Source organism: Desulfosoma sp. (assembly GCA_037481875.1).
Classification (GTDB): Bacteria; Desulfobacterota; Syntrophobacteria; order Syntrophobacterales; family DSM-9756; genus Desulfosoma.
On sequence record JBBFKY010000003.1, the window covers coordinates 292,953 to 319,393 of the forward strand.

The following is a 26,441-nucleotide window of genomic DNA, read 5'->3' on the forward strand; positions in this document are numbered from 1 at the left end:
CCTGCGAGGAAAAGCTCATGATGCGACAATACCTGGAACCCACGGCCATTTTGGACTGGAACCATCCTCGGGTCCTGGCTTTTGCGCACGAAGCCGTTGAGGATGCCAAGGATCCGGTGGAAAAGGCCGTTCGATTGTACGAAGCAGTTCGCGATCGGATTCGCTATGACCCTTACGCACCCTTTTATCGACCGGAACATTACCAAGCAAGCCAAGTGCTGAAGCGAGGCCGAAGTTTTTGCATTCCCAAAGCAGGTCTTCTTTGCGCCGTGGCCCGCTCTCAGGGGATTCCCGCTCGAGTCGGTTTTGCCACCGTAAAGAATCATTTGGCCACTAAGCAACTTCTGGATTATCTGGGCTCCGACCTCTTCGTTTTTCACGGCTACACGGAACTTTTTCTCGAGGGGCGCTGGGTCAAGGCGACTCCGGCCTTCAACAAGGAACTGTGCCTTCGACACGGCGTAGACCCTCTACACTTCGACGGCCGAAAGGACTCTTTGTTTCATCCTTACAATAAACAACAACAAAAGTTCATGGAGTACGTAGCCTATCACGGAGACTACGCGGACATTCCCGTAGAGACCATTTTGGATGCATGGAAAGCCGCCTACGGAGCCCAACGGGTTCAGGCATGGATCGACGCAATGGAAAAAGCAGACCCTGGAGTTTCACGCGTGTTTGAAAACGAAGACCTGGTCTCATGACCCCATGTCTTCCCTATCATTCCATGGCCTCTGTCCGAAAAGTGAGATGAAAGCTTGCACTTCCCTCCATTTCACTAGAAAGGATGATGTTCCATGATGGTGCCAATCAGCAAGACATGTATCCCTTTGGAAAAATCTATGCTTGAAAACGTGGTGAATCTTACAGATCGACCGGAAACCTTGAGTTTCGATGAAGCTCGCCGACTGGCCGACCATGAAGCGGCCAAAAGATCGAAAAACCCTATGCTTCTTGCCTGGTACGACCGTCGACGCGGTCTTTTCTCGCCTAATGTGGAATGCTGCGAGCCATCCAAGCCCGCCTGGCTTGTCTATGCTCAGTCTCGTGGGGCGGACTGCACCATTGCCGTCAATGATCTGGATTATGTTTTTCTTTATCGATCCACAGAGTAACCCCCCTGTAGGCTGTTCCCTTTCTAAGGGGACAGCCCCACTTTCCGCATCAAATTCAGCCCGTGAATGATAGGAACGGCGAAGGTGATACCGCTGGGGGTTTCCAAGACTTTTTCTTTGCCTTGAGTGACCAAAACCTTGTTCACGATTCCGAGGACTCGGCCCGTGTTCGGATGAAACAGTGGACTTCCACTATTTCCAGGATAAGCGGTTGCGTCCAATTGATACACTTCAAAGGCGTTTCTGAGCCGTTGCACGAGATCCGGGGTGAGGGTTTGGCCGGATTTGACCGGAATCATCATAGGAGTTACAGCCGAAATGATTCCTCGATGAGTCACCGGATATAGACCAAGAACCATACCGATGGGAAACCCCGTAAAGGCGATTTCTTGACCTTCCCTAACCGGGGAGGGGTCCAAACCGAGAGCTGGCAGCGGTTCTCCTTTCATGCGCAAGAGCACTACATCATGTTCGTCATCCCGAACCACTTCCTGCAGTTCTCTTATCTGCACCTGGGAACCTCGACCCAAGAATGCCGCCAGAACTTCACGGTGCTCTTTGTTAAGCTTTTCAGGAAGCACGTGGGCATTGGTCAAGATATGCGCACCCTGAGCCACGACAAATCCTGTGCCCAGAAAAACCGAAGGCGGCCGACGCAAAGCCTCGTACGTGCCCACGGCCACGACGGAGCGACGGACCAATTCGATGGTCTCCGGAAGTCCACCGAAAGCCTTCTGCGCGACCAGAAGGACAAACGGGAACCATAACCATCGCAGGCGATTTTTCGAAAACATGACCGAATCTCCGGAGTGATTGCCTGAGCTGATGAAAAAGCCCCATTCCAAAGCTCGACATCAAGAAAAATGATCCGATTTTGGAAGGGCACTTCAACCTGGACTACGTTTGAAAACGGATTTCTCCCACAATAGCGAATCTGTAGCCTGATACTTAGGCAGATGATACGCCCGTGCCCCCTTGAAATGTCCTGGTTTCGGATCTGCAGAGGCGACCCGCGCCTCGTCCCTACAAACCTAAAACGGTGTCTTTTCCTCAGAGGGCTGACTTCTAGCCCCTCGTTTGTGCGGGCGGAACGTCCGCGCCCCACTGGAAAAATTTATTCTCAGACAAGCTCTTAGGCAGCCTCAAGCACTCTTTTGGAAGGATCCTTCCAGACCAAGAAGCCCGATGAGAAAGGCTCGAACGTTTTTCCCCAGAACGGCGTGATTGTAACCTCCCTCTAGAACGGCAAAACATCCTGCATTTAATCGTACGCAAGCCGCCCGCACCATAGCACCCATGGAGGCATAATCTTCAGTCAGAAGCAGACCGCCCCAGTCTTGCTGATGGGCATCAAAGCCCGCTGAAACAGCGATGATGTCGGCTTGGGTTTCCCCGAGATCCTTTTCCACAAGCCGAAGGAATTCTTTTCGATCCTCGGCTTGAGGGTTCAAAATGGCGACGTAGCCTTTTTCGCCAAGAATGTTAACAGTGCCGTCTCCGTAGTGGAGGTCGAAATCCAGAACGTAAGCCGTGTTGATGTAGCCATGGTGTTTGAGATGTTCCACAGCGATGGCCACATTGTTGTAATAACAAAATCCCCAGGAACTATCGGCGGATGCATGATGTCCAGGTGGCCGTACCAGGGCAAAAGAAGGCCTTTGCAAACCTTCCACGGCGGCCATCACGGAGGCTCCGGCCGCCAAAGAAGCGACACGGTCCAGCCCTTCACGAATCACTTCTTGGATATGTCGTGACGTGTGAACCCTTTGAATATCTTCCCAGGAAGCCGGAAGAGCCTCACGGAACTCACTTAAATCAGCAATGGCATCACGAATACATTCTATGCGTCCAGGAGCCGCGGCGGGATCTCGAGTGTAGGATTCCAGGAAAAGATCATGGGTGAAGACAGGAAGTCGATGCTCTTTCATAATGAGCCTCCAATGGCTTACCAGGTGTCTGAGAAACGCCGTTTTCCAGGAAGCGCGCTGGTCTCACCCCCAATGAGAATCAGGCCAGAGGCCCGGGTTTTTAGAAGCGTGCCCAAGAACTCACAATGACCCCTCCGCCGTATTGTGTTCATGGTAGGAGCGAGGTGAGGCCTCGCCCCTAAAAGCCGGAAATTGGCCCGTGCCCTGGAACCTTGGGCTCCTGGCCCACCATTTGTGCGGGCGTGCGGCCTGCGCTCCCACGGAGAATTTCGTTTTTGGACCACCTCGTGAGAACATTTCCGTAAGACGACATGCTCGAAAAAGCTCCTGGAAGCTTGTCCGAGAACACACAGTGACCGTGCGTCCAAGGCCGTTTTCAACTAAAGCCGAAGCGGCGCCTCGCCCCTACAGGCTGAAACTATGTCCACTCCAGGAATTACAGGGTTAGGCCCGCTATTTGTGAGGGCAAGCCAGCCAACCTTTCAGGTAACGGTTCGTTCTCAGTGAGCTTCCTGAGGAGAAGTCTTCATCAGCTCACGCACATGATGGAGCCCGGCTTTGACATCTTTTTCCGGAGTCCCAGGTTTCAGTTCCATAATCAAAGGGAGGCCCTCACGGCATGCCAGGTGGACGACGGGCTTCAAATCAATGTGACCAGATCCTGGGGAAAGATGATCGTTTCTTCCGTCGGCATCGTGAATATGAACCCCTGCCAGCTTATGTCTCCAGGTGTGGAGCATTTCCATGGGATCTCCCCAACCGAAAATCTGCATCAAATACCCATGTCCGGTGTCGTGCCAATATGCCAGCGGAGCTCCTTCCAGTTCGTCGAAAAGTATCTGGTATTCCTCCATGTTCGGCATTTCGTGGTAGTGAGCTCTGTTTTCCAAGACGAGCTTAACATCCAGTCTTTCAGCCTCCCGTGCCAGCCGGTCTAGACTCCAAAGCAAAGCGTCAAGAAACGGTTTTCGCCGTTCCCGACGCTCGGCCAACTTGCGCTCCAAAAAAGCACGATACACCGAGCTTTGAGCTCCGGCGGTTTCCCACAGTGTCACAAGGGTTCCAAGCTCGGCGTCCATGGCGACGTAACCGCAGTGCAGCACCACTGATGAAGCTTCCATCTCATGGGCATGTTCCATTGTCTTGACGGTCCATCGCACGGCTCGAAGGCGTTCCTCACGATCTGGATGACTTAAAAGAAAAGGCTCGGAGCTGACGCGATCCCAAGGCACCGGATCAGGAACAGGGCAGAAATTATGTAAACTGAAAAGTTTTAACCCAGACCCTTTAAGAGCCGCCGCCAGCTGCTGAAACATGGGCGGGGGTAAACGGTAGTCCAATTCCAGCCCTGTCACTTCGAAGGCCTTGCAGCGTTCCACCACCTCCCGCCCATGGCTGAGCTGTCCCGCCGCCCAAGACGTAGAGATTCCAAGAACCATTGCTTAAGCCTCCGGTTGCCTTTGAGCCACGTCAAAGACGGCCACCAAGGGCGTGTGATCACTGGGCTTCGCCTGTGCCCGTGGCGTCATGTCCACGAAACAATCCACACAGAGACGCGCCACGGGTTCCGTGACCAGCATGTGATCGAGACGCCACCCCAAGTTACGGTCAAAACTTTTGGGAAGTCGATAGTCCCAAAAGGTAAATTGCTTGTCCTGAGGATGCAGGCGTCGAAAAAGATCAACCAATCCCCAGGCCATGAGTTCCTTCAGCTTGGCGCGCTCTTCAGGATGAAAGCCGACTTCGCCCTCCAACCGTTTGGGGTCGTAGACATCGAGGGGTTCGGGGGCCACATTGATGTCACCCGTCCACATGACTGAACTTTGAGGGGAAAAGCGATCCCGAATCCATCGGCCCGTGCGATCCAAAAAATCCAGCTTGTAGCGAAAAGCGGGATCTTCCGGTGATCGTCCCTGCGGCACATAGGTGTTAATGATCCAAAACCCATTGAGGTATACGGCCAGAAAACGTGCCTCCTGGTCCAGCACCGAATCACCCGCTTCCATGACCACGGACTCAGGAGTTTCCCGAGTCAGAATCGCAACGCCGTTAAACGATTTTTCACCCTTGACAAGACACTGATAACCCAGAGATTCAAAGGCTTGTCGAGGAAAAGCTGCATCCTGGCATTTGGTTTCCTGTAGGCACAACACATGAGGCTGTTGTTCGGAAATCCAGGCCAGCAGCAGGTCCAGGCGCGCCCGTACACCGTTGACGTTGAATGTCGCCGCCTTCCATAACATTTTACGCCTCGCCTACCAACTTCGTCGCACGACACATTCTTCCGGAAGTTCAGATAAAAACCGGCTCGGCCTCACCACATCCCCTTTTCTCACCATGGCATGGGAAACGTACAGCTCGCCGGCGGCACGCGTCATGGCCACATAGAAGAGCCGCCGTTCTTCTTCAAGACCTTGAAGATTTTCTTCAGTCACGGGACCGCCTGCGGCCGGCTGAACCGAGCGCCAATGGGGCAATAGACCTTCTTCTACACCGATCACAAAAACCACTTGGAACTCCAGACCCTTGGCCGCATGAAACGTCGCCAGACGAACCCCGGTGCCCGCTTCGGCGTCGTCTTGATCTTCACGAATCAGGGCACAAGATTCCAAATACGATTCCATATCCGAGGCTTGACGTGCCGCATGGATCATCTGCTCGATGTTTTCCACGCGTGATACGAAATCTTCATCCCCTTCGCTGATGTCCCTCAGGTAATCTTCATAGCGGCACGTTTTCACCACGGTTTCGATCGCTTCATGAGGCTTCAGTCCTCGAAGGTGTTCCAGGAGGTTCAAGAGTTCTTCGACAGCGGTGGCAACTTTTTTGCCGAGAAGTCCGCGGTCTAAAGCGCGTCGACATTTTTCCTGAAGTGGAGTCGCGGAGCCTCCTGTGGCCAGAATCTTTTTCAGGGTGGCCGTTCCCAAGCCTCTTCGAGGCACGTTCAGAATGCGCTCAAAGGCCACATCATCTCTAGGATTCAGAGCGCTCATCAGATACGCATGAATGTCCTGCACCTCACGGCGTTCAAAAAAACCTCGCCCCCCCATCATGGTATAGGGCACCCCTTTGTGACGCATGGCCCGTTCCAAAACCATGGAGCAGAATTTTGTTCGATAAAGCACCGCTATGTCCCGAAAGGGTATGCCTTGTGAAAGGTGCAGTTCTCGGCAATGCAACGCCACCCATTGCGCCTCGTCATCGTCGCTAAGGAACCGCCGCAGCTCGACAGGTTTGCCGTCGCGACGGCTGAAACACTTCTTTTCAATACGTGAAACGTTCTTGGCGATCAGGGCTTCCGCCGCTGCCACGATCGGCCGTGTGGATCGAAAGTTTTCTTCAAGGCGAACGATTTTGGCTTGAGGATAATTTGTTGGGAAATGAATAAAAAAGGATGGATCCGCCCCTCGGAATTGGTAAATGCTTTGGTAATCGTCTCCCACAACCGTCAGATTCCCGTCTCGAAGCAGCAGATCCATGATGCGGCACTGAACGGCATTGGAGTCTTGAAACTCGTCGACCAACACATAATCGAACAACTCTTGGCAGCGGCGCCGTACGGATTCATTCTTGGTGAGAAGCTCTCGTGTGAGGGCCAAAATATCATCGAAATCCACGGCATTGTGCTGAGCCAGAATGCGATTGTACAGTTCGTACACTTCTTGAACACGGTACAGTCGGCTTCCTGTTGCCAGATACGACCAAGGATCATCGCTGTTCTTGGCCCGAGAAACGGCGGCTCGATAAGCGTTCAGGTACGTGTGATCAATGTCCAGTTCCGCCAAAGCCTTTTTCATGTCCATCCGCTGTTGGTATTCGGAATGGATGCTCAAAGGGCGCGTATAGCCCAAGAGATCACAGTGTTCCTTGAGAATCTGAAAGCAGGCGCTGTGAAAGGTGCGAACCCAGGGAAAGGCGTGCGCAGGCTTCCCCGTCATCGCCTCTAGACGACGTTTCATCTCATCGGCAGCCTTGTTGGTGAAGGTAATGGCTAGAATCCTCGTGGGATCGTAACCCAGAACGTTCACAAGATAGGCGATCTTGGCGGTCAAAGTTCGCGTCTTGCCACTTCCGGCGCCGGCCGCAACCAAAACAGGGCGCCCGAGAGATTCCACAGCTTCCTGCTGTGCCGGTGTGAGTGTGATGTCCATGAATAGTCCTTTGTCTTCCTTTCTGCATCATGGGGTTCCCATCAGAGGGGAAAATCTTAGAAGCAAAGAGATCGAACTGCAACCCATCCTTGTGAGGCTGAGGCGATTTGTGTTAATCTTCCGATCGCTCTTGCGGTATGGGCAGTAAAAAATGACGTTATGCATCATGGGGATGGGCCAGTGGAAAAGATCACTGTGGAGGAAGTTCGACATGTGGCGGAGTTGGCTCGGCTCAGTCTCAGTCCCGAGGAAGAGCTGGCCATGACCAAGCATCTTAATATGATTCTGAAATACATGGACAAACTTAGCGAAGTGGACACGACCCATGTGCCTCCCACGACCCATGCCATAGAGCAGGAAAACGTGTTTCGACCGGACCAGGTTCAGAACTCTTTAGATCGAGACATAGCCCTTTCCAATGCTCCTCAGAGCGATGGCGCTAATTTTGTGGTCCCCCGAGTGATCTGAATTTTGTGAAGGAAAGAAAGAAGTGTCTGTGACGCACTTGACTATTCACGAGCTTCGAAAAGCCCTGCTGGCAAAAGAATTCAGTGTGACGGAAGTGGTTCGCGCCTATCTGGACCGGATCGAAGCGCTGAACCCTCAACTCAATTGTTTTCTCACAGTCACCGCCGAACAGGCCCTCAGTGACGCCCAAGACTACGATGCCGGCCGAAAAAGCCTCACGGCCTTTCCTTTGGCAGGGATCCCTTTGGCCATCAAGGATGTTCTGTGCACTCGGGGCATTCGCACCACGTGTGGCTCAAAGATTCTTGAAAACTTTCACCCACCCTACGACGCCACCGCCGTCGAAAGGCTGAAATCTGCGGGAGCCATCCTTTTAGGGAAAACAAACATGGACGAATTCGCCATGGGCTCGTCCAATGAGAATTCGGCTTTCGGTCCTGTAAGAAACCCCTGGAATATGAACCATGTCTCCGGAGGATCCAGCGGCGGGTCCGCCGCGGCCGTCGCCGCCGACCTGTGCGCCGCTGCTTTGGGAACAGATACTGGAGGGTCCATTCGGCAGCCGGCTTCCTACTGCGGCATTGTCGGTTTGAAACCCACCTATGGACGCGTGTCCCGCTATGGGTTAGTGGCTTTTGCCTCTTCCCTCGATCAGATCGGACCCATGACCAAAGATGTTCGAGATGCCGCTCTGTTGCTTTCTCTACTAGCAGGGCATGACCCCAAAGATTCCACATCCATCGCTCGACCGGCCGACGATTATCTTTCGGCCTTGGCGCTTCCCGTTCGTGGGCTTCGTGTGGGATTACCAAAAGAGTATTTCAACGAGGGGATAGACCCCGAAGTGGCTTCAGCCACCGAAAAAGCGTGCCAAGTTTTTAAAGAACTTGGCGCGGAACTCATGGATATCTCTCTTCCTCACACCGAATACGGTGTCGCCGCCTATTACATCATCGCTCCGGCGGAAGCCAGCTCCAACTTGGCACGTTATGACGGCGTTAAATACGGGTATCGATTTTTCGAAGCTCGAGATCTTCTAAGCATGTACAAGGAGTCTCGAAGCCGAGGGTTCGGAGCGGAAGTCAAACGACGCATTATGTTAGGAACCTACTGCCTGTCCTCCGGCTACTATGACGCCTACTACCGTAAAGCTTCCCAGGTGCGTAGCCTGATTCGGCAAGATTTTCTCAAAGCCTTTGAGCGCTGTGATGTGCTGTTGGCTCCCGTATCGCCTACCGCGGCCTTTATCTTGGGCGAAAAGACTCAAAACCCTCTTCAAATGTACCTCAACGACGTCTTTACTCTACCGGCAAGTTTGGCCGGTATTCCCGGCCTTTCTATTCCCTGTGGCTACACTTCCCAGGGCTTGCCCATCGGCCTGCAAATCCTCGGGCCGCACTTGGGCGAAGCGGTGGTGCTCAGAGCAGCCTTCCATTTCGAACAGGCCACACGAGAAGAACGGCGCACGGTTTCGTTATAATCGCTCGGGATTAAGCTCTTCAGGGTCCCGGTGAGCAAGCGTTTTCGTTGTGTCAATAGCTTGACGATTCTGCGACGTTTCTGTAGCAATAGAAAACGTCTCGCTGCCCCTTGCACTCACACAGCGAAAGGCTTGCCATGGCCCTTGAGGAAAAGACCCAAAAAGCCAAGGCCCAGCACGTTTTCGGCAAACTGGTCATTCGCTACGGATTGGCTTCCAAGGAAACCGTTCAAAAGGCTTTGGAAACCCAAAAAAAATTGGCATCAGCGGGTGAAAAGAAACTTCTAGGAGAAGTTCTCGTCGAGATGGGCGTCATCAGCCCTGCTCAGATGAGGGCTCTTCTCAAGTTGCAGCGCTTTTATCAGCTTCGAGAACGGGAAAAACCTCTTTTATCCCACGCGGTTTCTAAAGGCTTTTTGCTTCCAAGGGACGAAAAACGTGTGCTGGCTCGCCAGATGGAGCTTTTTAAACTGGAAAGGAAATACTATTCCATCGAACACGTTCTTTACGAAGAAAACATTCTGAACCTCAGCGCCATACAAGCCTTGAAAGAATCCTTTGCGGCAAGCGTCTCGCCGAGCCTTGAGACCGAATCCACCGTCTGTACAATAGAGCCCCAAGCTTCCGAGACGGCTTCAGGGGTTTCTTCTGAACGCCTCAAATTCCTTGAAGAGTTTTTCGACGTCGTCGTGTCTTCGGATTGTCTCGAAGCTTCTCTAACCTGGACAAAGAAGCCTCCTTCCGATGTTACTGTCGAAGAATTGCACGCCCTTCTTGATAGGCACGGTATCTGCCACGGAAGATCATTGCCTACAGACCTTGTCCAGCAATGGGTCTCCAAGCCAGGCTCTAAAGGCTCTCTTGTGGTCGCCCGCGGTGATTCCCCGGTGCCCGGCCGAGATGCTTCCGTTCGGTACCATTTCGACACGGATCCACTTAAGGTCGGACGACTTAGAAAAGGAGGATCCGTGGACTTTCGTGACCGAGGGGAAATCCCCCTGGTTCGAGAAGGCGATCTTTTGGCTGAGAAAATTCCACCCGTACCCGGAACCCCAGGTATCGACGTTTTCGGTCGTTCGATTGAACCGCCCAAGCCTCGGGATATCCTTTTGCGCTGTGGCAAAGGAACCACTCGTTCCGAAGACGGCGCGCACATTTATGCTGCACGGACCGGACGTCCCCAAATAACTGCCGATGGCAAGATCAGTGTCCATTCGGAATTGGAAATCTCCGGAGACGTGGACCTCAAAACAGGCCATGTGATCTTCGACGGCGATGTGAAAATCAGTGGCACCATTACGGCAGGTTTTCGGGTCAAAGCGGCCTCGGTGACGGCTTCGGAGATTCACGGCGGTGAAATCATCGCTGAAGGTAACGTGAGCATTTCAGGCGGTGTCATCAATGCCTCGATCCGCGCACAAGGCCAGGTCAAAGCACGACATGTTGCGGGAAGCACCGTGGAGGCCTGCGGTGATGTGGCCATCGCCACCAGCATTGTGGACAGCATTATCGAAACCTCAGGGTCTTTGCTCGCTCCAAGCGCCACCATTCTGTCCTCACAAGTGACGGCTTTCGAAAAAATGCTCCTGCTTCATGTAGGCTCGGAAAAATCCAAAAGCTGTCGACTTGTTATGGGTGAAGACCCCATTTTGAAAAGAAAACTGAGCTCGCTGCGAGATCGAATGCAATACCTTAAAGATCGAGCTTTGCGATTTAAGAACGCCGAAAGCCGACAAAGAAAGGCCCTAAGTGGCATTGAGCTGGCCATTGGAAAAGTTGTGCAATTTCAGGATCGAACCCTTTTGGAAATTCGTAGGCTTGAGGAACAGGGAGCGCTCGAAGGCAGCGCCGAATCCGTTCACGTGCATCTGAAGGATCTCAGAAAGGCCATCTCGAATGCTGAACAAAAGGTAGAGAAATTGTTTCAAGTGCAGGACGCCCTCAAATCCTCGCTCGGGCGACTGATCGATCGAAGAACCCAGTGCGCTCGAGATCTAGCCGAGTTGCAAGAGGAAACCCAAGCCCTTATGCAGTGGGCCAAGATGAGAAAAGATCGGCCTGAGATCATCGTTCAAGGCGTAGTGGCTGCAGGAACAGTGATCGTCGCCACCGAGTCCTCCTGGAAAGCCATGGAAAGAGTGCAGGCCGTTCGCTTCGTGGAAAAATCCGTGGAAGACCCTCACACAGGCACCATGAGAAAGAAGGTGACCTTGGCCGGTCTGGAAAAGAGCTCTCCTCTGCGCCCGCATCCTTGAATAGTCTCATAACTTGCAAGACCTTAAACTTATCTTGATTGGACAAGCCCCTAAAGCTTACTCAGGACCGAACGAGAACCATTCTAGACCTGGCATTTCCAAGGGTGGGCCCACGGTGCATCGCGACCTTGCATTCGCAATCGTATGGAGCGGCTTTTACGTTCTAGGAAAGGCGCCTCGAGGTACCACGGTAATGCCTCGCGGTGTCACCACAAAACGCGTTCGATCCTCCAAAGGAGAAACACCGATTTCCGTATAGGGGGGAATCACGTTATCCTTATCGATAATGGCTTTCTTGATGCGGCAATGGTGCCCTATTTCCACATTGTCCATGATCACCGATTCATCCACTTGCGCATGGTTGTTTACGATCACGTTGTAGGAGAGCACTGAATGACGGACAATGCCTCCACTGATCAAGCAACCATGAGGAACCACGGAATCTCGAGCCGTGCCGGTACGCTGCGAACCCGAATCGACTGTGGAAACCAAAAACTTGGCCGGAGGCACCTGTCTCTGAAGGCCTCTCATGGGCCAACGGCGACCGTAAAGGTTGAAAAAGGGGGCACTCCCCGTGAGGTCCATATTGGCGTTCCAATAAGCGTCCAGACTCCCCACATCCCGCCAGTAGCTGGAATCCCTTGTCGGATATTGGGTCTTGAAATGATATCCCTCTTGCGGATCATAAACGGGAACCTCATCCTTGATGAGATTATACCGTCTGTAGGGGTAAGCGTAGACGTTGGCTTCGCGCACCAGCCGAGGGATAATATCCTTGCCGAAATCTTCGTCATCGCCTTCCTTCAGCACCCGCAAAAGCACATCCCTTTTGAAAAGGTAAATGCCCATGGAAGCCAGACTTCGGGAAGCATCATCGGGCATGGGTTTGGGATCTTTGGGCTTTTCTTCAAAACCGCAAATGCGTAGATCCTCATCCACCTCGGCGATGCCGAAAGAAGACGCTATGGACCGCTCCACCTCCAAAAGGCTCACCGTCACATCCGCATCTTTTTCCTCGTGGAACCGACGAAATAACGTGTAGTCCATCTTATAGACATGATCTCCGGACAGAATGAGCACATGACGAGGACGTTCTTTTTCGATGAGATACATATTTTGGCGCACCGAATCCGCAGTGCCTCGGTACCAATCTTCCCCAAGCCTTTGTTGCGGCGCTACAATTCTTAAATAATGCCCCAAAGCTCCCGAAAAGATGTTCCAGCCGTCTTCCAGATGATCCACCAGAGATTGAGACTTGTACTGGGTGAAAACCAGGATCTTATAGAGTTGAGAATTCACACAATTGCTCAAAGGAATATCGATCAGCCTATAGATACCCCCAAAAGGCACAGCCGGCTTGCAGCGGTCCCGTGTCAAGGGCATAAGTCTTTCACCGCGTCCACCCGCCATGATAATGGTCAGAACATCTTTCATGCACAATACCTTTCCATGCGGGTCATTCGATAAACCGCCGAATGTTCGAAGGCAGTTGATGGTCACGATAAACAATCTCACCGTTCTTGTCCACCACCACGAAGAGCGGAATCCCTCGCACATCGAAAGCCTTGGTCGCTAAACCGTCGGCATCATAAAGAATCTTGAAAGGAACGGGATGTGCTTGCTGATAACGTTGCACGCGCTCCAAGGAATCTCCGGATCCAACGTTGATGCCGAGAATTTCCAACTGATCTTCCGGAGTCTTTTGCCTTAATTTGGCCACTTCCGGTTTGGCGGCCTGGCAGGAAGGGCACCAGATGGCCCAGAAATACAGAAGAACCGGCTTCTTGCCTCGGTATTCGCTTAAACGCACGCGCTCACCGTTAAGGGTCGGCAAATCAAAGTCCTTTTCCCCTCCGAATGTTGCACTGCCTACCAATCCCATAATCTTATCAATCATGGAACCGGCAAAAACAGGTGTCACTCCACACAGAAAAAACGCTATGGATACAGATAAAAAGAGCTGCTGGATTCGCTTTTTCATAACCACATTTCTCCTGCCTTGATAAAGAAATATTCCGCTGCACCGATCATAAGGATCGCAAAAAACCGCTGAATGCGCCGCATCCACAACCCTGAACGGGGTAGGGAAGCCAAAAGGCCCGTAAAGGTTCCGACCAAAATCACCAAAACCCCCATACCGTAGGCAAAGGCCAGAAGCATGAGGGCTCCCCAAAGGGGCTTTTGTCCGGTAGCGACCAGAGTCAAAAGGCCACCCAGGATTGGGGTTGTGCAAGGGCCCACCACTAGGGCCGAAGCTCCACCTACAAGGAAACTGGACAAACCGTCCCGCCCCGCGATGGGCCTCACTTGAAGCCGATGAAGAAACCCGAACGAAGGCACGGGGACGACTTCCAGCATCATCAGCGCCAGGACCAAACACAGGTTGCCAATAGCCACATACACCCACGGGTTCATGGTGAGGGAACCGAACAGACGTCCAGTAAGAGCTGCCACCAGTCCCAAGGCGGAATAGACCAGAGCCATACCGGTGACATAGATGAGGGACAGGAAAAAACCTTTGAGACGTCGTCCTTGAGCACGACTTCCGATGAAGGCTATCGTGATGGGAATCATGGGGTAGGTGCAGGGTGTGAACCCGGCGAGCACCCCGCCCACAAAAGCCAAAGCCACTCCCAAATACGGCGTATTTACGGCTATGGTTTCAAAACCATGCATCCAGTCCACGGATATGTTTTCTCCATCACCGAACCTTACCCCGCTGCCGTCATGGCCTGCATGGCTCGGCCCATGCGGAATTCGCTGCCGAGTCCAGAACCCGCCGGCTTTTAAGATGTTGCCCGCTCTGTTCTTCCACCCAAGCTCCAGCCGCCTGCACCAACATGTGAGCCACCTCCTTGCGAAGTCGAAACCGCCACATTTTTCCCACAGGCACTTGAAGCATGGCGTGAAGCAGAGCCGTCGTTCCCTTGTCCAACTTTAAGGCCCGAACATCTTCCAAGCTATGCCTTTCGCATAGAAACAGCCCTGCACTCAGAGACAGACACCAGGTCGAACTCTCACGCATCTTTCGCCCACATCGACTGCAGGATTCCAGGGAAGGCAAAGCCCCTACAATATGAATGCCGCGCATCAGGAACAAAGCCGCCACATTGACCGAATCACGCTCCGTCCCCAAGCGTTCCAATCCGCGGCATAGAAGCTTGTAGAATTCTGGACTTGATAGATTTTCCGGGTGAAGGCGCAGGGTTGTTTCCGCAAGCAGGCCGGCGTAAGCCCAACGCACAGGGTCGGCACGCAAAGCCAGGTTCACCTCCACCAAACGACAAGACTCCACCCATGCAAGCCCTTTTCGGTGCCGAAAAGTCAGATGGACGACACTGTTGGGTTCAAAGGCATGAACGAATCGTTTCCGGCTGCGTCGAGCCCCTTTGGCTATCGCTCGCACAAGGCCAGAGGTCAGAGTGAAAAAAGCGACGATACGGTCTGATTCGCCATAGTCTTGCGTGTGCAACACCACCGCTTCCGTTTCAACAGGAATCATAAGCGATTCAGGGATTTTCCAAGTAACGAGGGTTAGGAAGCTTCACCCGAAGCACTTCACCTTTTTTGCCAAGCGGTTTGAGAGGTTTTCCATCCCACGAGACGTGAATACCTCCGGCGTTACCCGTCCACAGCTGCGCGGATTGAGAAAGGATCCACTGGGCGCTTTCTCCGGGCTTAAGGATGCGGCCCTGTGGCTTTTCATCATCGACCTGCACCTGAATCCACGCTTCTTCAAGGGCAACAATGAGTAAGGTGTGGGTTGCTGCTGGTATCTCGCCTGGCTCCATGGCCGTTTTGTAGGTCTTCACATCAGACGAAGCGGCCGTCTCATGCGGTAAAGAAGTCGTGAGCGTTCTAGAAGTTTTCGGTTCAAGATTTGCTCCGGTGCCTCCTTCCTGTTTGGGCTGGGTAATCTCCTCGAAGTCCCTGACGTCTGGACCCCCGAGCCCCGATTCCGGTAACGGCACAGGATTTTCTCCTTCCGGCAAAACCCCATGGGCTCCTGCCCGCTCAGTCCCGGAACTTTCCCCGGTACCTTCAGCACCCCGCACTCGTGCCAGATCCCCGGGCAGTTCCTGCTGTGGGTAAACGGCTTCAAAAGGGGCTTTGGATGTAGCTGCCCTTTTCATTTGGTATTTCGGCCACCATACGGCCCATAAACCCGCCGCCGTGACCCCAAGGGCCAAGACCAAAAAGAGCACCAGAAACGTGCCACTTTCCTTTCGTACTCCCCTCATCCATGTTTGATACCGTCTCAGCCGTTCACCTTCGTTATCGTAACGCCCAATCTCCGATCCATATTCTTCTAAAATAGGTCGGGGATCCACGCCCAACGCTTGGCAGTACACCTTGAGAAATCCTCGAATGAGCAGAGGGGTTCCGATCACCTCGTATTCGCCGGCTTCCAAAGCCTGCAACATCCGCACACTGATCCGAGTATGTTCGGATAGCTCCTCGAGGCTTATCTTTTGCCTTTTCCGCTCACCTTCAAGAAAAGCTCCAATATCCTTGAGAGCGTCCATGGACATTCTCTTCCCCTAGCTCAAACAGCCAGTTTCATTCCATCCCTTAAAGAGTCGGCCGAAAAGTCGCGAGGTTCCACGTCTACTGGTCTCCCGCACCCCCAGAAGCCGACCGGTAGCATGTCCGCACTGCCAACATCAACCCATAAGGAGAGACCGACATCACAACCTCGTCGGCATCGATCCGCCTGGGCGGCCCCATTTTTCAGAGCTGCCAGCATCCTCTGTGCAAGAGGGGACTCATGTGTCCGCCCCTACATTTGGCGAAGCATGCCATCTCGCGCTTTGTTCCTCTGGTCTCATGGCTTCTGCCTTTTGCGAGCTTGAACATCCTCTTGGAGCCTGTCAAAGAACACACAATAACCGCTGCGCTGAATGCCGTTTTAGGTAGAGGCGAAGCGGCGTCTCGCCCCTACAAACCTGAATCGGGGCTATTGTCTGACCGCGTGGGTCTGGCCCGCCATGGATGCGAGCGGGATGCCCGCGTCTCCTGGGCGGCATTCGTTCTCCAACAGACTTCTAGGATCCCGATGCAGGAGGCTCCAAATGAATCTTAATGAATGACTTGGCCTCCAATTCACGGATCCATTCATCGTACTTCCGGTTGACTTCCATGCGAAACAGTTCCTGACGCACCTTTTCCTTCAAAGTCTCATCCACGGCACTGGCTCCAGGCCTTTTGACGTCCAGAAGTTTAACCACATAAAACCCATTGGCCGATTCCAGGACATCGGTTACCTGGCCTGGTTGCAGGTTTCGAGTGGCTTGTTCCAACGCAGGAGCCATGTTTTTGGCTTTAATGGTGCCGATGTCCCCGCCGCTTTGAGCTTCGGGACCCTGAGAGTAGGCGCGGGCCAGGTCGGCAAAATTCTCGCCTTGTCGAATACGACGAAGAATTTCTTCAGCTTTTCGGCGCACCGTTTGTCTGGCTTCAGGGGCTGAAGGTGCTGAAAGAAAGATGACCGCCAGGTGCCGCTCTTCTTCCGGGCTTCGCACTTCACGGCGTAATGCGGCCTGCACCTGTTCATCCGTAATCACCGTTTTGGATTTCAAAACCCTTTCAATAAGCCTGGCCTTTTCCATATCCTGACGAATCATCTTCTTGAATTGTTCAAAGGTACGTCCTTCCTGGCGAAGCGTGGCCTCCAATTGCCACCGGGTCATGTTGTTGGCCTTTTCGATGGATGCCACGGCCTCCTCCACTTCCGCCTCGCTCACCGTGATCTTGAGTCGAGCAACCTCCTGCCAGGTCAGCCTATCCCGAATCATCTGGTGCAACACTTCTTTACGCAAAGAATCCACAGATCCGATGGGCGGAGCGTCTCGAAATTGACCGGCCGCTTTGATGACGTCTTCCACACGGCGCTGCAGTTCGCTGTTGAGAATCACGTCGTCGTTAACCACAGCCACAATCCAGTCCACCGTCTTGGCCTGGCCCGCCTTCGGCGTCCCAACAAAACTCCACGCCACCAACACACCGAGCGCCACTGTTCGAAAAACCACGGACATCATCGGCTCTCACGTCCTTTCTCGTCAAAAGGAACCCTCTCTCTCCTTTCCAAGGCCCAAAAAGGCTTTATCCGGAAGGAGGAGTCGAAACTAACCTATTGAATTGACTATGGTCCCTAACATGATCCACAAGCGCTTGCAAGATTCTTTTGAGTCGAACCAGGGCCGCCAGTGCCGTGCGCGCTTCCAGATCCACGTTCATTTTCCTTTCCCCGTGCATGGTAATGGAGCATTTGGCATCACCAAGGCTTTCTAACACAGAGTCCACATGTGGCGGTTCCATGAAGGTGAAGGTAAAGACGCTGCCGGTGCTTTCAAGGCGAGTGATGCGGAGGGTTTTCATCAAAAGACGTAATCGGGCGAGCACCAGCAGGGACTTGGCCTCATCGGGCAGGGGCCCGAACCGGTCTCGCCATTCCTTGGCAATATCATCGATTTCTTGCTGCGTTTTCGCTCCGGACAAGCGTTTGTAAGCCACGAGTCTCTGGTCCGGAAACGGCATGAAAGGGGTCGGCACATAAGCGGCTACAGGCAAAGCGATTTCTGGATCGGGCAAAGCCTCTTCGAGTTCTTCGCCTTTCATCTTTCGAATGGTCTCTTCGAGGAGTTCCAAATAGAGTTCGTAACCGACGGAGGCAATGTGTCCCGATTGGGCCGATCCCAAAATGGTGCCACCTCCGCGAATCTGAAGATCATTCAAAGCAATTTTAAATCCCGACCCCAGTTCACTGAAATCCATGAGCGCACGAAGTCTCTTTTGAGCGTCCCTGGTGATCAGGTGTTCCCCGGGAATCAGCAAATACGCATAGGCCTGTTCGGCGGAACGACCCACACGGCCGCGAAGCTGGTAAATTTGAGCCAATCCCATCTTGTCCGCCCGGTTGATAAGAATGGTGTTGGCCGCCGGAATGTCCAAACCTGACTCAATGATGGTCGTGCACACCAAAACATCCACCTTTCTGTGCACGAAATCCAGCATGATTTTCTCGAGGTCCCGCTCCTTCATTTGCCCGTGAGCCACTTCAACTCGAGCTTCCGGCACCAGGGATCGAATCTTGTCGGCCATACGCAGTATGGTCTGGACATGATTGTGCACAAAGAACACCTGCCCACCACGCCTTAATTCTCTTGTGACGGCTTCTCGAATGGTGAGTTCATCAAAAGGACAGACCACCGTTTCCACGGCCTTGCGATCCTGAGGAGCCGTCTCGATGGTGCTGAGATCCCGAATTCCTGTCAAAGCCATATGCAACGTTCTTGGAATGGGGGTTGCCGTGAGGGTCAACACATCCACGGAAACGCGAAGTTCCTTGATACGCTCTTTGTGGCGCACTCCGAAACGTTGTTCCTCGTCAATGATGAGCAAACCCAAATCCCTGAACACCACATCCTTTTGCAAAAGCCGGTGGGTGCCGATCACAATATCCAAGGCGCCGGACTGAAGCCGTTCCAAAATCCGCTTCTGTTCCGAAGGGGTGCGAAATCGGCTGAGCACATCCACGGTGAGAGGAAAATCCCTGAGGCGTTCTTGAAATGTTGCAAAGTGCTGCTCAGCCAGCACGGTGGTAGGGGTCAGCATGGCCACCTGTTTGCCATCCATGGCCGCCTTAAAGGCCGCCCTCAAAGCCACTTCCGTCTTGCCGTAGCCCACGTCGCCGCAGATAAGACGATCCATGGGGCGGGGTGAACACATATCCTGCAGAACGTCTTCGATGGCTCGAATCTGATCGGGCGTTTCGTCAAAGGCAAATGTGGCCTCAAACTCACGAAAAACACTGTCCGGCGGACTAAACGCTGTGCCTTGGCGAATTTGACGAAGTGCGTATATCTTGAGCAATTCCTGGGCCACCCTTTCCGCCGATTCGCGGGCTTTCCTCTTGGCCGTTTCCCAAGCCTTGCCTCCAAGCTTGTCCACGCGCACATCGGCGCCTTCTATACCCAGATACTTTTGCACCTTGTGCAGCTTGTCCACCGGCACATAGAGTCGATCTCCGTCCTGATAGTCCAGCTGAAGAAAATCGCTCTCCATCTGGCCGACTGTCAGATGCACTAGTCCTCGGTAGACCCCGATGCCATGGTCCACGTGCACCACCAGGTCCCCTTCATGAAGATCCTCAAAGGAACTGAGAAACAAGCCGGCCAGGGTTTTCTTTTTTTGAGGCCGCACCCGCCGTTTGCCAAAAAGTTCTGTTTCCGACACAAGAGCCAAGTGATGACCGGGCCAGATAAAACCGGCTCGAATCGGCCCTACCGCCAGATACAGCGCCCTTTCCTCCGGCCTTCGTGGACGCACGAGATCTGAACCACGAAGAGTTCCCTCAGGTTCCATGCCGTAATGGGTGAGCAGTTCCCTGAGCCTCTTGGATTGTTCTGGATGGTCACTGACAATCACGGCACAGAAGCCTTGCTTTTGCCACGAACGAACCTGCTGCACGACCGGCTCCAAGAGCCTTTCCCGCTTGGGATGAGACTTCAAAGCCAAGCACAAGTCACTCTGTGTGCGCACGCCCACATCACAGTGGACGGCCGCTTCTTTTCGATCCGACATGGCGTTGACCCACACGTTTTGAAAACGCCGGGAAAAGCCTTCTACAGACTCGGGTGCAAGAAGAAGCTCTTGAGCGGGACGGCGCCACACCTCCTGATCGTCCTTCTGGCCCCACTCCCAAAGAAGCCGGCCGTAAATCTCATGCAACTCTTTTTTCAATTCCGCATAATCGGACCACAGCACCACGACCTCTTGAGGCAGGTAATCAAAAAGGGTAGCGAGTTCTTCATAAAAGACGGAGAGGACCCCTTCAAAAGCCGAGGACTGATGCTCTGTTTCCAGCCTTTCGAGCCATACATTGCCCAAGGAGGGGCTGAGCCGTCCCGTGTGCACGTCTTCCATGAGAAGACGCCGTGCGCGCCGGCGCCCCTCGTCATGAAGAACCACTTCACTTGCCGGCATCAGCACCACTTCTTCCAATACGGCCAGGGAACGCTGGGTCGCCGGGTGAAACAATCGTATGGATTCCAGCACATCCCCGGAAAATTCCATACGAACCGGCCAGGGGTACAAGGGAACGTAAACATCCAAAATCCCACCGCGGCGGCTGAAATCGCCGTATTCCTCCACGAGCGTCGTCGGGTAGTAACCTCCAGCCACCAAGCGTCGCACCAAGGCTTCCACATCGACCGTTTCTCCCACGACGCGGTATTCGGTGCTTTCCGTAAGCACTTGAGGGGGTATCACTCTTTCAAGAATCGCGGCTGCGGATGTAACCAATACAAAAGGTCTGTTCAGGTTCTTCATGCTCCACAGACTTCTCAACCGATGAGCTGTGGATTCCATTTTGCCTAAAACCTGTGCCTGATGACCGAATCGGGAAGGAAACCTCAAGAGCTTTCGATCCAGCGGGTCCGAGCTTCGATGGGATTCCAGAAAGAACTGGATCTCGTCGGCCACGTATCCCACTTCTCGGTCAGAAAAAGTGATCACCACCACAGGGCGTTTCACGACGTCGATAAGTTGCGCCACCCATAAGGCCAGAGCCGAGGAGGGCATGTGGGACAGAGAAAGGGGATTGACGCCCTTTCGAACCAGTTCCGCCATGTGTGAGGCGGAAAGGGAAACATCATCGTCAAAAGTTTTAAGAGGTCGCTTTTCCATGGGTTGAACGTATGGGGCGTGCAAAGCTTTTCCAAACCTCCCAACTTTTTGATTGCACCATAATCCTGAACCGTTTTGCCGTAAAGACGATGCCTTTTCCACACTTCCAAATATTTTGTCATCAAAAATTTCTCGATTATCAAGAAGCCGGTGGAGAGGATTTTTCTTGATGTGAAGGATCCGGTATAATCGCCGTCACGTTCAGGACGCTTATACCCCTGTGACTCTGTCCACGTGGAGAGCCAAGATGTCGAACGACCAAAGGCGAACGATTCAGGATTGTCTGCGCAGACTTCCCAGCGTGGACGAACTTCTCAAGGATTCCACCATTCAAGAGCTGTTGGCCAGGGTCCCCAGAAAACTTGTGGTGGAAAGTCTTCGAGAGGCTCTGGAAACCGCTCGACGGCATCTGTTGTCGCACCGGGAAGACCCCTTACCCCCCGTGCCGTCCGTCACGGAACTCGTGCAAGTGGCCTTGGTTCTGTGCGAGCAAAAAAATGCCTTCACCCTTCAACCCGTCGTCAACGCCACAGGCATCGTGGTTCACACCAATCTGGGACGCTCCCTGCTGGCCGAAGAGGCTCTTGAGAGGCTGCAGGTGGTCTGTCGTTCTTATTCCAATCTGGAATATGATCTGGTCCACGGCCGCCGTGGGTCCCGTTACGTGCATGCCGAAGCTATTCTTCGAGAAATTACGGGAGCCGAAGCGGCGCTCGTGGTCAACAACAACGCCGCTGCTGTCCTACTGGTGCTCAATACCCTTGCCAAAGGACAGGAAGTCATTGTGTCTCGAGGGCAATTGGTGGAAATCGGGGGCTCTTTTCGTATTCCTGATGTCATGGCCGCAAGTGGCGCCATTCTTCGCGAGGTGGGATGCACCAATCGAACCCATCTCTATGATTATGAAAACGCCATTGGAGAACGAACCCGGCTCTTGATGAAGGTGCACTGCAGCAATTATCGCCTGGTGGGGTTCACCGCCGAAGTTCCTCTGGAAGATCTCGTTCAATTGGCCCATCGTCATCAGCTTCTGGTCGTGGAAGACCTTGGAAGCGGCTCCCTGGTGGATGTCTCCCCTGTCGGGCTGCCTCAGGAACCCACAGCTCAGCAGGCCTTGCGTGCCGGTGTGGATGTCGTCACGTTCAGCGGGGATAAACTGCTGGGAGGCCCTCAGGCTGGGATCATCTTAGGACGAAAAGAACTCATCGCTCAGTGCAAGAAAAATCCTCTGACCCGCGCTCTTCGAGTGGACAAGATGACCTTGGCCGCCCTGGAAGCCACATTGCGCCTGTACCGCGATGAACCTACAGCTTGGCGCCGTATCCCCACGCTGGAAATGATCGCTCGGCCTTTGGAAATCCTCCGCGACGCAGCCATTCGTCTGGCCCAAAAAATTCAAGAAAGAACCGATGGTTCCCTCTGGAACGTCCAGGTCAGTGAAGGGTTTTCCCAGGTAGGTGGAGGTGCCTTGCCGGAAAGGAATCTGCCCACCTACGTTGTGGCCGTCTCCTCAAAACGCTGGAGCGCTAACCAGTTGGAACAATTTCTTCGAGCCAACAACCCGCCTATTATCGGCCGGATTGAATCCGAACGGTTTCTTATGGATCTGCGAACACTTCGAGACGGGGATGAAGAAACCATCGTGGAAGCCTTCACCCGACTGGCCGGCTGAAGAAAGGCTTTTAAGCTCCAGGATTATTGCATGAAGGATGATGTGTCGGGGTTCTTTGAAAGATTTTTTAATCAGCCTCTCCCATGTCACTTCCAAGCGAAGCTTTGGAAGAACAACGGTAACGTAAAGATGGAAGGGCTCGAAGGGCCAACAGAGCCATTAGGAAAAAGAGAATCCCCGTGGCGGTAAAAGTCGCTCGAAGTCCGAACCCCTGGGCAACAGCCGCACCAATCAACGGGGCCACCGCGCGGGAACCAGACACCACAGAACTGTCCAAGCCGTACACGGCCCCCTCTTCTCCCGGGGTCGTATAGGCTGCAAGAAGAGCGCTGGTGGAAGGCAGTGTGCCACCCATGGCCAACCCACACACAGCTTGAAGGGCCAGCAGTTGCCAGGCTTCCTGAACGAAGCTTTGCGGCACATAAGCTATCCCGCTCAGAAGAGCACACATGACCAAAACACGCTCATGACCGATCCTGTCGCCAAGTCTTCCCCACAACACAGCGGAAAGGGCGCCCGTAAAAGCCACCACGGCAAAGACAAGCCCGGTAAAGGTGTTGACCGAAGCTTCGGGTCCAAGAAGGGTCTGAATGAAAAAAGGGGCAATGGGGACAATCATCATGCGCCCAAGATAGGCGAAAAAGCGTAGTCCATAAGCCATGCCCACCCCAGGATGCTGAAACACGCTTTGCCAAGATTTCCACAAGCCTGAGGAAAAACCACGGGGCTTGTCCCCTTCCGGAGCTTGAAAAACTTCACGCACGCCCACCGTCACCAGGACGCCCGCCATGGCCAACAGGGCTCCCGTGATCAGAAAAGCGACACGATAGCCCACCGTGTCGGCCAAAATGCCACCAAGCAAAGGCCCTACGGCGATCCCTGCTGTAAGGCCCAGTTGCATAACGCCCATGGCATAGCCCATGCGATGCCTCGGAACCGCAGCTGCCACCAACGCATTGGCCGAGGAAATGACGCCGGTTACCAGACCTTGGAAAGCACGAAGCGCGACCAACTCTTCCGCAGTACGCACATAAGCCATGGCCGCCAGAACCAAGGCCCCTCCAAATAGGGACCGCTTCACCATGAGCTTTCGTCCAAAACGATCCCCCAAACTACCCCAGATGGGTGAGGCAATCATCATGGTGAGAGCCTGGGAGGAAAAAACAAGGCCGGCTAAGAGCTTGGCTTCCAAGTGCCAAGAAGAAGGAAGCTGCTGCACATACAAAGGAAGAAATGGAAAAATGACGGAAAATCCAACCGCCGAAATCAGTTGAGCCACGAACATGATCCACAAGGTGCGCTGCCAGTGGACGTCTTCCACGCCGACCTCCGAAAGGATATCTCACCAACCCACATCAACCGTAAAATGCATCCTATCCTAGCCGGAATCCTTGCGCGGAAACAACCTAGTTCCTTTTGTCCCTTCAAAGCTCGTACTGCACATCTCACTTCTCAAACCGATCAATTGTTGCTAAGGTGCGCCCCTGCTCAAGTTGACACGGTGTAAGGCCATGCCTAACAGAGAGGAAAAGACTCAAGAGAGAAGGAGAATACGATGGTTCACATGACCCCAAAAGCGGAAGAGGTCCTCAAGGAGTACTTCCAGGGCAAGGAAGTTCATCCCATTCGAATATTTTTGCAGCAAGGCGGGTGAAGCGGTCCGTCACTGGCAATGGTTCTGGATGAACCTACGAACTCGGACGCAGTCTTCATGATCAATGGTTTCACTTTGGTTGTAAACCGTAATTTGCTGGAACTCACAAAGTCAATTACCATCGATTTTGTGGATCACGGCATGATTTCCGGGTTCCGTGTCCTGCCTGAAGTCTCCATCGGGGGCGGTTCTTGCGGAACTTCGTGTGGAGGTTCGTGCGGCTGAAAATCCAAAACGGCCTTCCATAAGCATTGTGGACGAAAAAAGGGCTTCAGCAGCCCTTTTTTCGTGCTCTTTCCATGCCCGAGGACTAAACCCTCGGCTCAACCTCCATTTAAAAACGGCGGGAACGAATAATGGTGCTAATCAGCCAGAGGCCCAACAGCCCCGAGACAATGTAGCCTACAATACCCAAAGCCGGGTATCCGAACAGATACGGTTCAACGCCGGTTGTAATGATCATGGAAGATCCAATGATCATGGCTGCGATAATGAGCCCCAAGGTCAGCCGATTGGACATGCTGTCGAGAGTGCGTCTGAGATCGCCCAGGTTTTCGTGCTGAAATCGAACATTGAATTCCCCTCGTTGCATCTTGTCCAGAATCTGTAAGATTCGAGGCGGCACCTCCTTTTGCATTTGACCTAAGTGGCGCAAACTGCGCCGAAAATTTCGCAACAGTTCTTGAATTTTCCATCGCTCCATGGACAAGCGCTTCACCAAATCCTCGGCTTCCTCAACCGCGTTGAGATTCGGCGCCAATTCTCTCGCTGTCCCTTCAGCGGTGATAAGGGCTCGAATCATCATGGCGAGATCCGATGGCAAATGCAGCTTGTAGTCCCGAAGCAGCGTTGCGATCTCCATAAGAAGGGATCCCAGATCGATTTGTTCCAAAGGAATCCCGTGGTAGGCGTCCAGGAGGTCCAGAATTTCACGGTGAATGAGGACACGGTCTTGAGCACTGGGTCCACCGCGGGCAAATTCCAGAACAATTTCCAAGACTCTGTCGCTGTCCTTTTCCACAATAGCATGAATGAGGTCAATAATCTCATAGCGCATCTCACGACTTAGGCGACCCACCATACCCCAATCCAGCAGGCAGATGGCTCCCGTCTCCGTGACCAAAATGTTTCCCGGATGTGGATCGGCATGGAAAAAACCGTCTTCGAGAATTTGCTTGACCATGGCCTTCAAGCCAAGCCGGGCCAATTGAAATTTCTCTTCTGATTCGGCCTCGACCATGACTTCCGAGAGTCGTCGACCTTCGATGAGTTCCATGGTGAGCACATGCCGGCTGACGTAGGAATCGAAAACCCGAGGCGCAAAACAGTGCTCAAAGCCATGAAAATTGGTTCGAAAAATTCGTATATTTCTTGCTTCAAGCGTGAAGTCCAACTCGCGCATCATAGTGCGCCGAAGTTCTCTTGCCAGATGAGGAAGTTCATAGACACGAAAATCTTCCAGTCTCTCGTGAATTTCGTGCGCAACGATTTCCAAAATATAAAGATCTTTTTTGATGATTTGAGCGATGGCAGGACGCTGCACTTTAACGGCTGCAGGGTGTCCCGATGGAGCCAGCACGGCCCGATGGACTTGAGCCATGGACGCCGAGGCCAAAGGTTCCTCCTCAAACTGGGAGAAAACTTCCTTCAGAGGCTTTCCCAGGGATTTTTCGACGACGGTGCGGATTTGAGAAAAGGGCACCGGTGCGACGTCTTCTCGAAGCTTTCTCAATTCTTGAATAAGAGGGTACGGGAGAAGATCCGGCCGGAGACTCATCATCTGGCCGAATTTGACAAAGGTCGGACCCAAGTCTTCCAAAGCCCGGCGGATTCTCTCAAACGTGCTCGTTTCTGGGTCCAGGGAATGGCGACTACCCGGAAGACGGCGGGTGGGAAACCCCAAGCGGTTCAAGACATCGTCAAAACCATATCGAAAAAGGATCACGGCGATGTCTTTGAATCGCCCCAGGTGCATGATTGTTTTAAAATCCACGCGGCCCCCTCATGTCCAGAGGCATGTGACGGGCCCTT

At 53.3% G+C, this 26,441-nt stretch carries 21 protein-coding genes; 7 read left to right on the forward strand and 14 right to left on the reverse strand.

The genetic code is table 11. The annotated features are described in order from the left end of the window. The first annotated feature begins 17 nt into the window (after positions 1–17). A complete protein-coding gene (locus WHS46_06315) occupies positions 18–704 on the forward strand; it encodes a transglutaminase-like domain-containing protein (protein ID MEJ5348285.1) in 687 nt (228 codons plus the stop codon). Positions 705–797: 93 nt separating this feature from the next. Then, positions 798–1,115, forward strand: a complete 318-nt coding sequence (locus WHS46_06320) for an AF1514 family protein (protein MEJ5348286.1) — start codon at positions 798–800, stop codon at positions 1,113–1,115. Between the two features lie 23 nt (positions 1,116–1,138). Here the strand turns inward: WHS46_06320 and WHS46_06325 are convergent, their stop codons facing one another. The 5 genes from WHS46_06325 to WHS46_06345 all read right to left on the reverse strand — a co-directional run bounded on the left by WHS46_06325 (position 1,139) and on the right by WHS46_06345 (position 7,194). Continuing rightward, complete coding sequence (locus WHS46_06325) at positions 1,139–1,909, reverse strand: serine protease (protein ID MEJ5348287.1); 771 nt, start codon at positions 1,907–1,909, stop codon at positions 1,139–1,141. A gap of 348 nt (positions 1,910–2,257) precedes the next feature. Then, the gene (locus WHS46_06330; protein ID MEJ5348288.1) at positions 2,258–3,043 is read right to left on the reverse strand and encodes a histone deacetylase family protein; all 786 of its coding nucleotides are present in this window, start codon (positions 3,041–3,043) and stop codon (positions 2,258–2,260) included. 500 nt (positions 3,044–3,543) lie between these two features. Continuing rightward, a complete protein-coding gene (locus WHS46_06335) occupies positions 3,544–4,482 on the reverse strand; it encodes a sugar phosphate isomerase/epimerase (GenBank protein ID MEJ5348289.1) in 939 nt (312 codons plus the stop codon). A 3-nt stretch (positions 4,483–4,485) separates the two neighbouring features. After that, positions 4,486–5,286, reverse strand: a complete 801-nt coding sequence (xth, locus tag WHS46_06340; GenBank protein ID MEJ5348290.1) for an exodeoxyribonuclease III — start codon at positions 5,284–5,286, stop codon at positions 4,486–4,488. Between the two features lie 12 nt (positions 5,287–5,298). Further along, complete coding sequence (locus WHS46_06345; GenBank protein ID MEJ5348291.1) at positions 5,299–7,194, reverse strand: ATP-dependent helicase; 1,896 nt, start codon at positions 7,192–7,194, stop codon at positions 5,299–5,301. 180 nt (positions 7,195–7,374) lie between these two features. Between WHS46_06345 and gatC the strand changes: the two genes are divergently transcribed. The 3 genes from gatC to WHS46_06360 all read left to right on the forward strand — a co-directional run bounded on the left by gatC (position 7,375) and on the right by WHS46_06360 (position 11,397). Then, entirely contained in the window at positions 7,375–7,662 is a 288-nt protein-coding gene (gene gatC / locus WHS46_06350; protein ID MEJ5348292.1) for an Asp-tRNA(Asn)/Glu-tRNA(Gln) amidotransferase subunit GatC, read from the forward strand. 22 nt (positions 7,663–7,684) lie between these two features. Further along, on the forward strand, positions 7,685–9,142 hold the full coding sequence (gatA, locus tag WHS46_06355) for an Asp-tRNA(Asn)/Glu-tRNA(Gln) amidotransferase subunit GatA (GenBank protein ID MEJ5348293.1): 1,458 nt from the start codon (positions 7,685–7,687) through the stop codon (positions 9,140–9,142). Between the two features lie 137 nt (positions 9,143–9,279). Then, positions 9,280–11,397, forward strand: coding sequence for a FapA family protein (locus WHS46_06360; GenBank protein MEJ5348294.1), 2,118 nt, complete (start codon positions 9,280–9,282; stop codon positions 11,395–11,397). A gap of 156 nt (positions 11,398–11,553) precedes the next feature. Here the strand turns inward: WHS46_06360 and glgC are convergent, their stop codons facing one another. From glgC to mfd, 7 genes are all read right to left on the reverse strand, one after another. Further along, positions 11,554–12,831 (reverse strand): glucose-1-phosphate adenylyltransferase, encoded by a 1,278-nt coding sequence (gene glgC / locus WHS46_06365; GenBank protein ID MEJ5348295.1) that lies wholly within the window; start codon positions 12,829–12,831, stop codon positions 11,554–11,556. Positions 12,832–12,853: 22 nt separating this feature from the next. After that, entirely contained in the window at positions 12,854–13,378 is a 525-nt protein-coding gene (locus WHS46_06370) for a TlpA disulfide reductase family protein (GenBank protein MEJ5348296.1), read from the reverse strand. Then, a complete protein-coding gene (locus WHS46_06375) occupies positions 13,375–14,073 on the reverse strand; it encodes a cytochrome c biogenesis protein CcdA (GenBank protein ID MEJ5348297.1) in 699 nt (232 codons plus the stop codon). The genes WHS46_06370 and WHS46_06375 overlap by 4 nt, the downstream gene beginning before the upstream one ends. 49 nt (positions 14,074–14,122) lie before the next feature. Beyond that, on the reverse strand, positions 14,123–14,899 hold the full coding sequence (recO, locus tag WHS46_06380; protein ID MEJ5348298.1) for a DNA repair protein RecO: 777 nt from the start codon (positions 14,897–14,899) through the stop codon (positions 14,123–14,125). Positions 14,900–14,906: 7 nt separating this feature from the next. Next, positions 14,907–15,923 (reverse strand): RodZ domain-containing protein, encoded by a 1,017-nt coding sequence (locus WHS46_06385; protein MEJ5348299.1) that lies wholly within the window; start codon positions 15,921–15,923, stop codon positions 14,907–14,909. Positions 15,924–16,442: 519 nt separating this feature from the next. After that, a complete protein-coding gene (locus WHS46_06390) occupies positions 16,443–17,435 on the reverse strand; it encodes a peptidylprolyl isomerase (protein ID MEJ5348300.1) in 993 nt (330 codons plus the stop codon). Positions 17,436–17,499: 64 nt separating this feature from the next. Next, positions 17,500–21,084, reverse strand: a complete 3,585-nt coding sequence (gene mfd, locus WHS46_06395) for a transcription-repair coupling factor (GenBank protein MEJ5348301.1) — start codon at positions 21,082–21,084, stop codon at positions 17,500–17,502. 247 nt (positions 21,085–21,331) lie between these two features. Here mfd and selA point away from each other — a divergent pair, with 247 nt between their 5' ends. Further along, the gene (gene selA, locus WHS46_06400) at positions 21,332–22,756 is read left to right on the forward strand and encodes an L-seryl-tRNA(Sec) selenium transferase (protein ID MEJ5348302.1); all 1,425 of its coding nucleotides are present in this window, start codon (positions 21,332–21,334) and stop codon (positions 22,754–22,756) included. A 67-nt stretch (positions 22,757–22,823) separates the two neighbouring features. Here the strand turns inward: selA and WHS46_06405 are convergent, their stop codons facing one another. Next, positions 22,824–24,077, reverse strand: coding sequence for an MFS transporter (locus tag WHS46_06405; GenBank protein ID MEJ5348303.1), 1,254 nt, complete (start codon positions 24,075–24,077; stop codon positions 22,824–22,826). 234 nt (positions 24,078–24,311) lie between these two features. Between WHS46_06405 and WHS46_06410 the strand changes: the two genes are divergently transcribed. Then, positions 24,312–24,635 (forward strand): IscA/HesB family protein, encoded by a 324-nt coding sequence (locus WHS46_06410; GenBank protein ID MEJ5348304.1) that lies wholly within the window; start codon positions 24,312–24,314, stop codon positions 24,633–24,635. 109 nt (positions 24,636–24,744) lie between these two features. Here WHS46_06410 and WHS46_06415 read toward each other — a convergent pair whose 3' ends face one another. Continuing rightward, complete coding sequence (locus tag WHS46_06415; GenBank protein MEJ5348305.1) at positions 24,745–26,403, reverse strand: AarF/UbiB family protein; 1,659 nt, start codon at positions 26,401–26,403, stop codon at positions 24,745–24,747. Between the last annotated feature and the right edge of the window lie 38 nt (positions 26,404–26,441).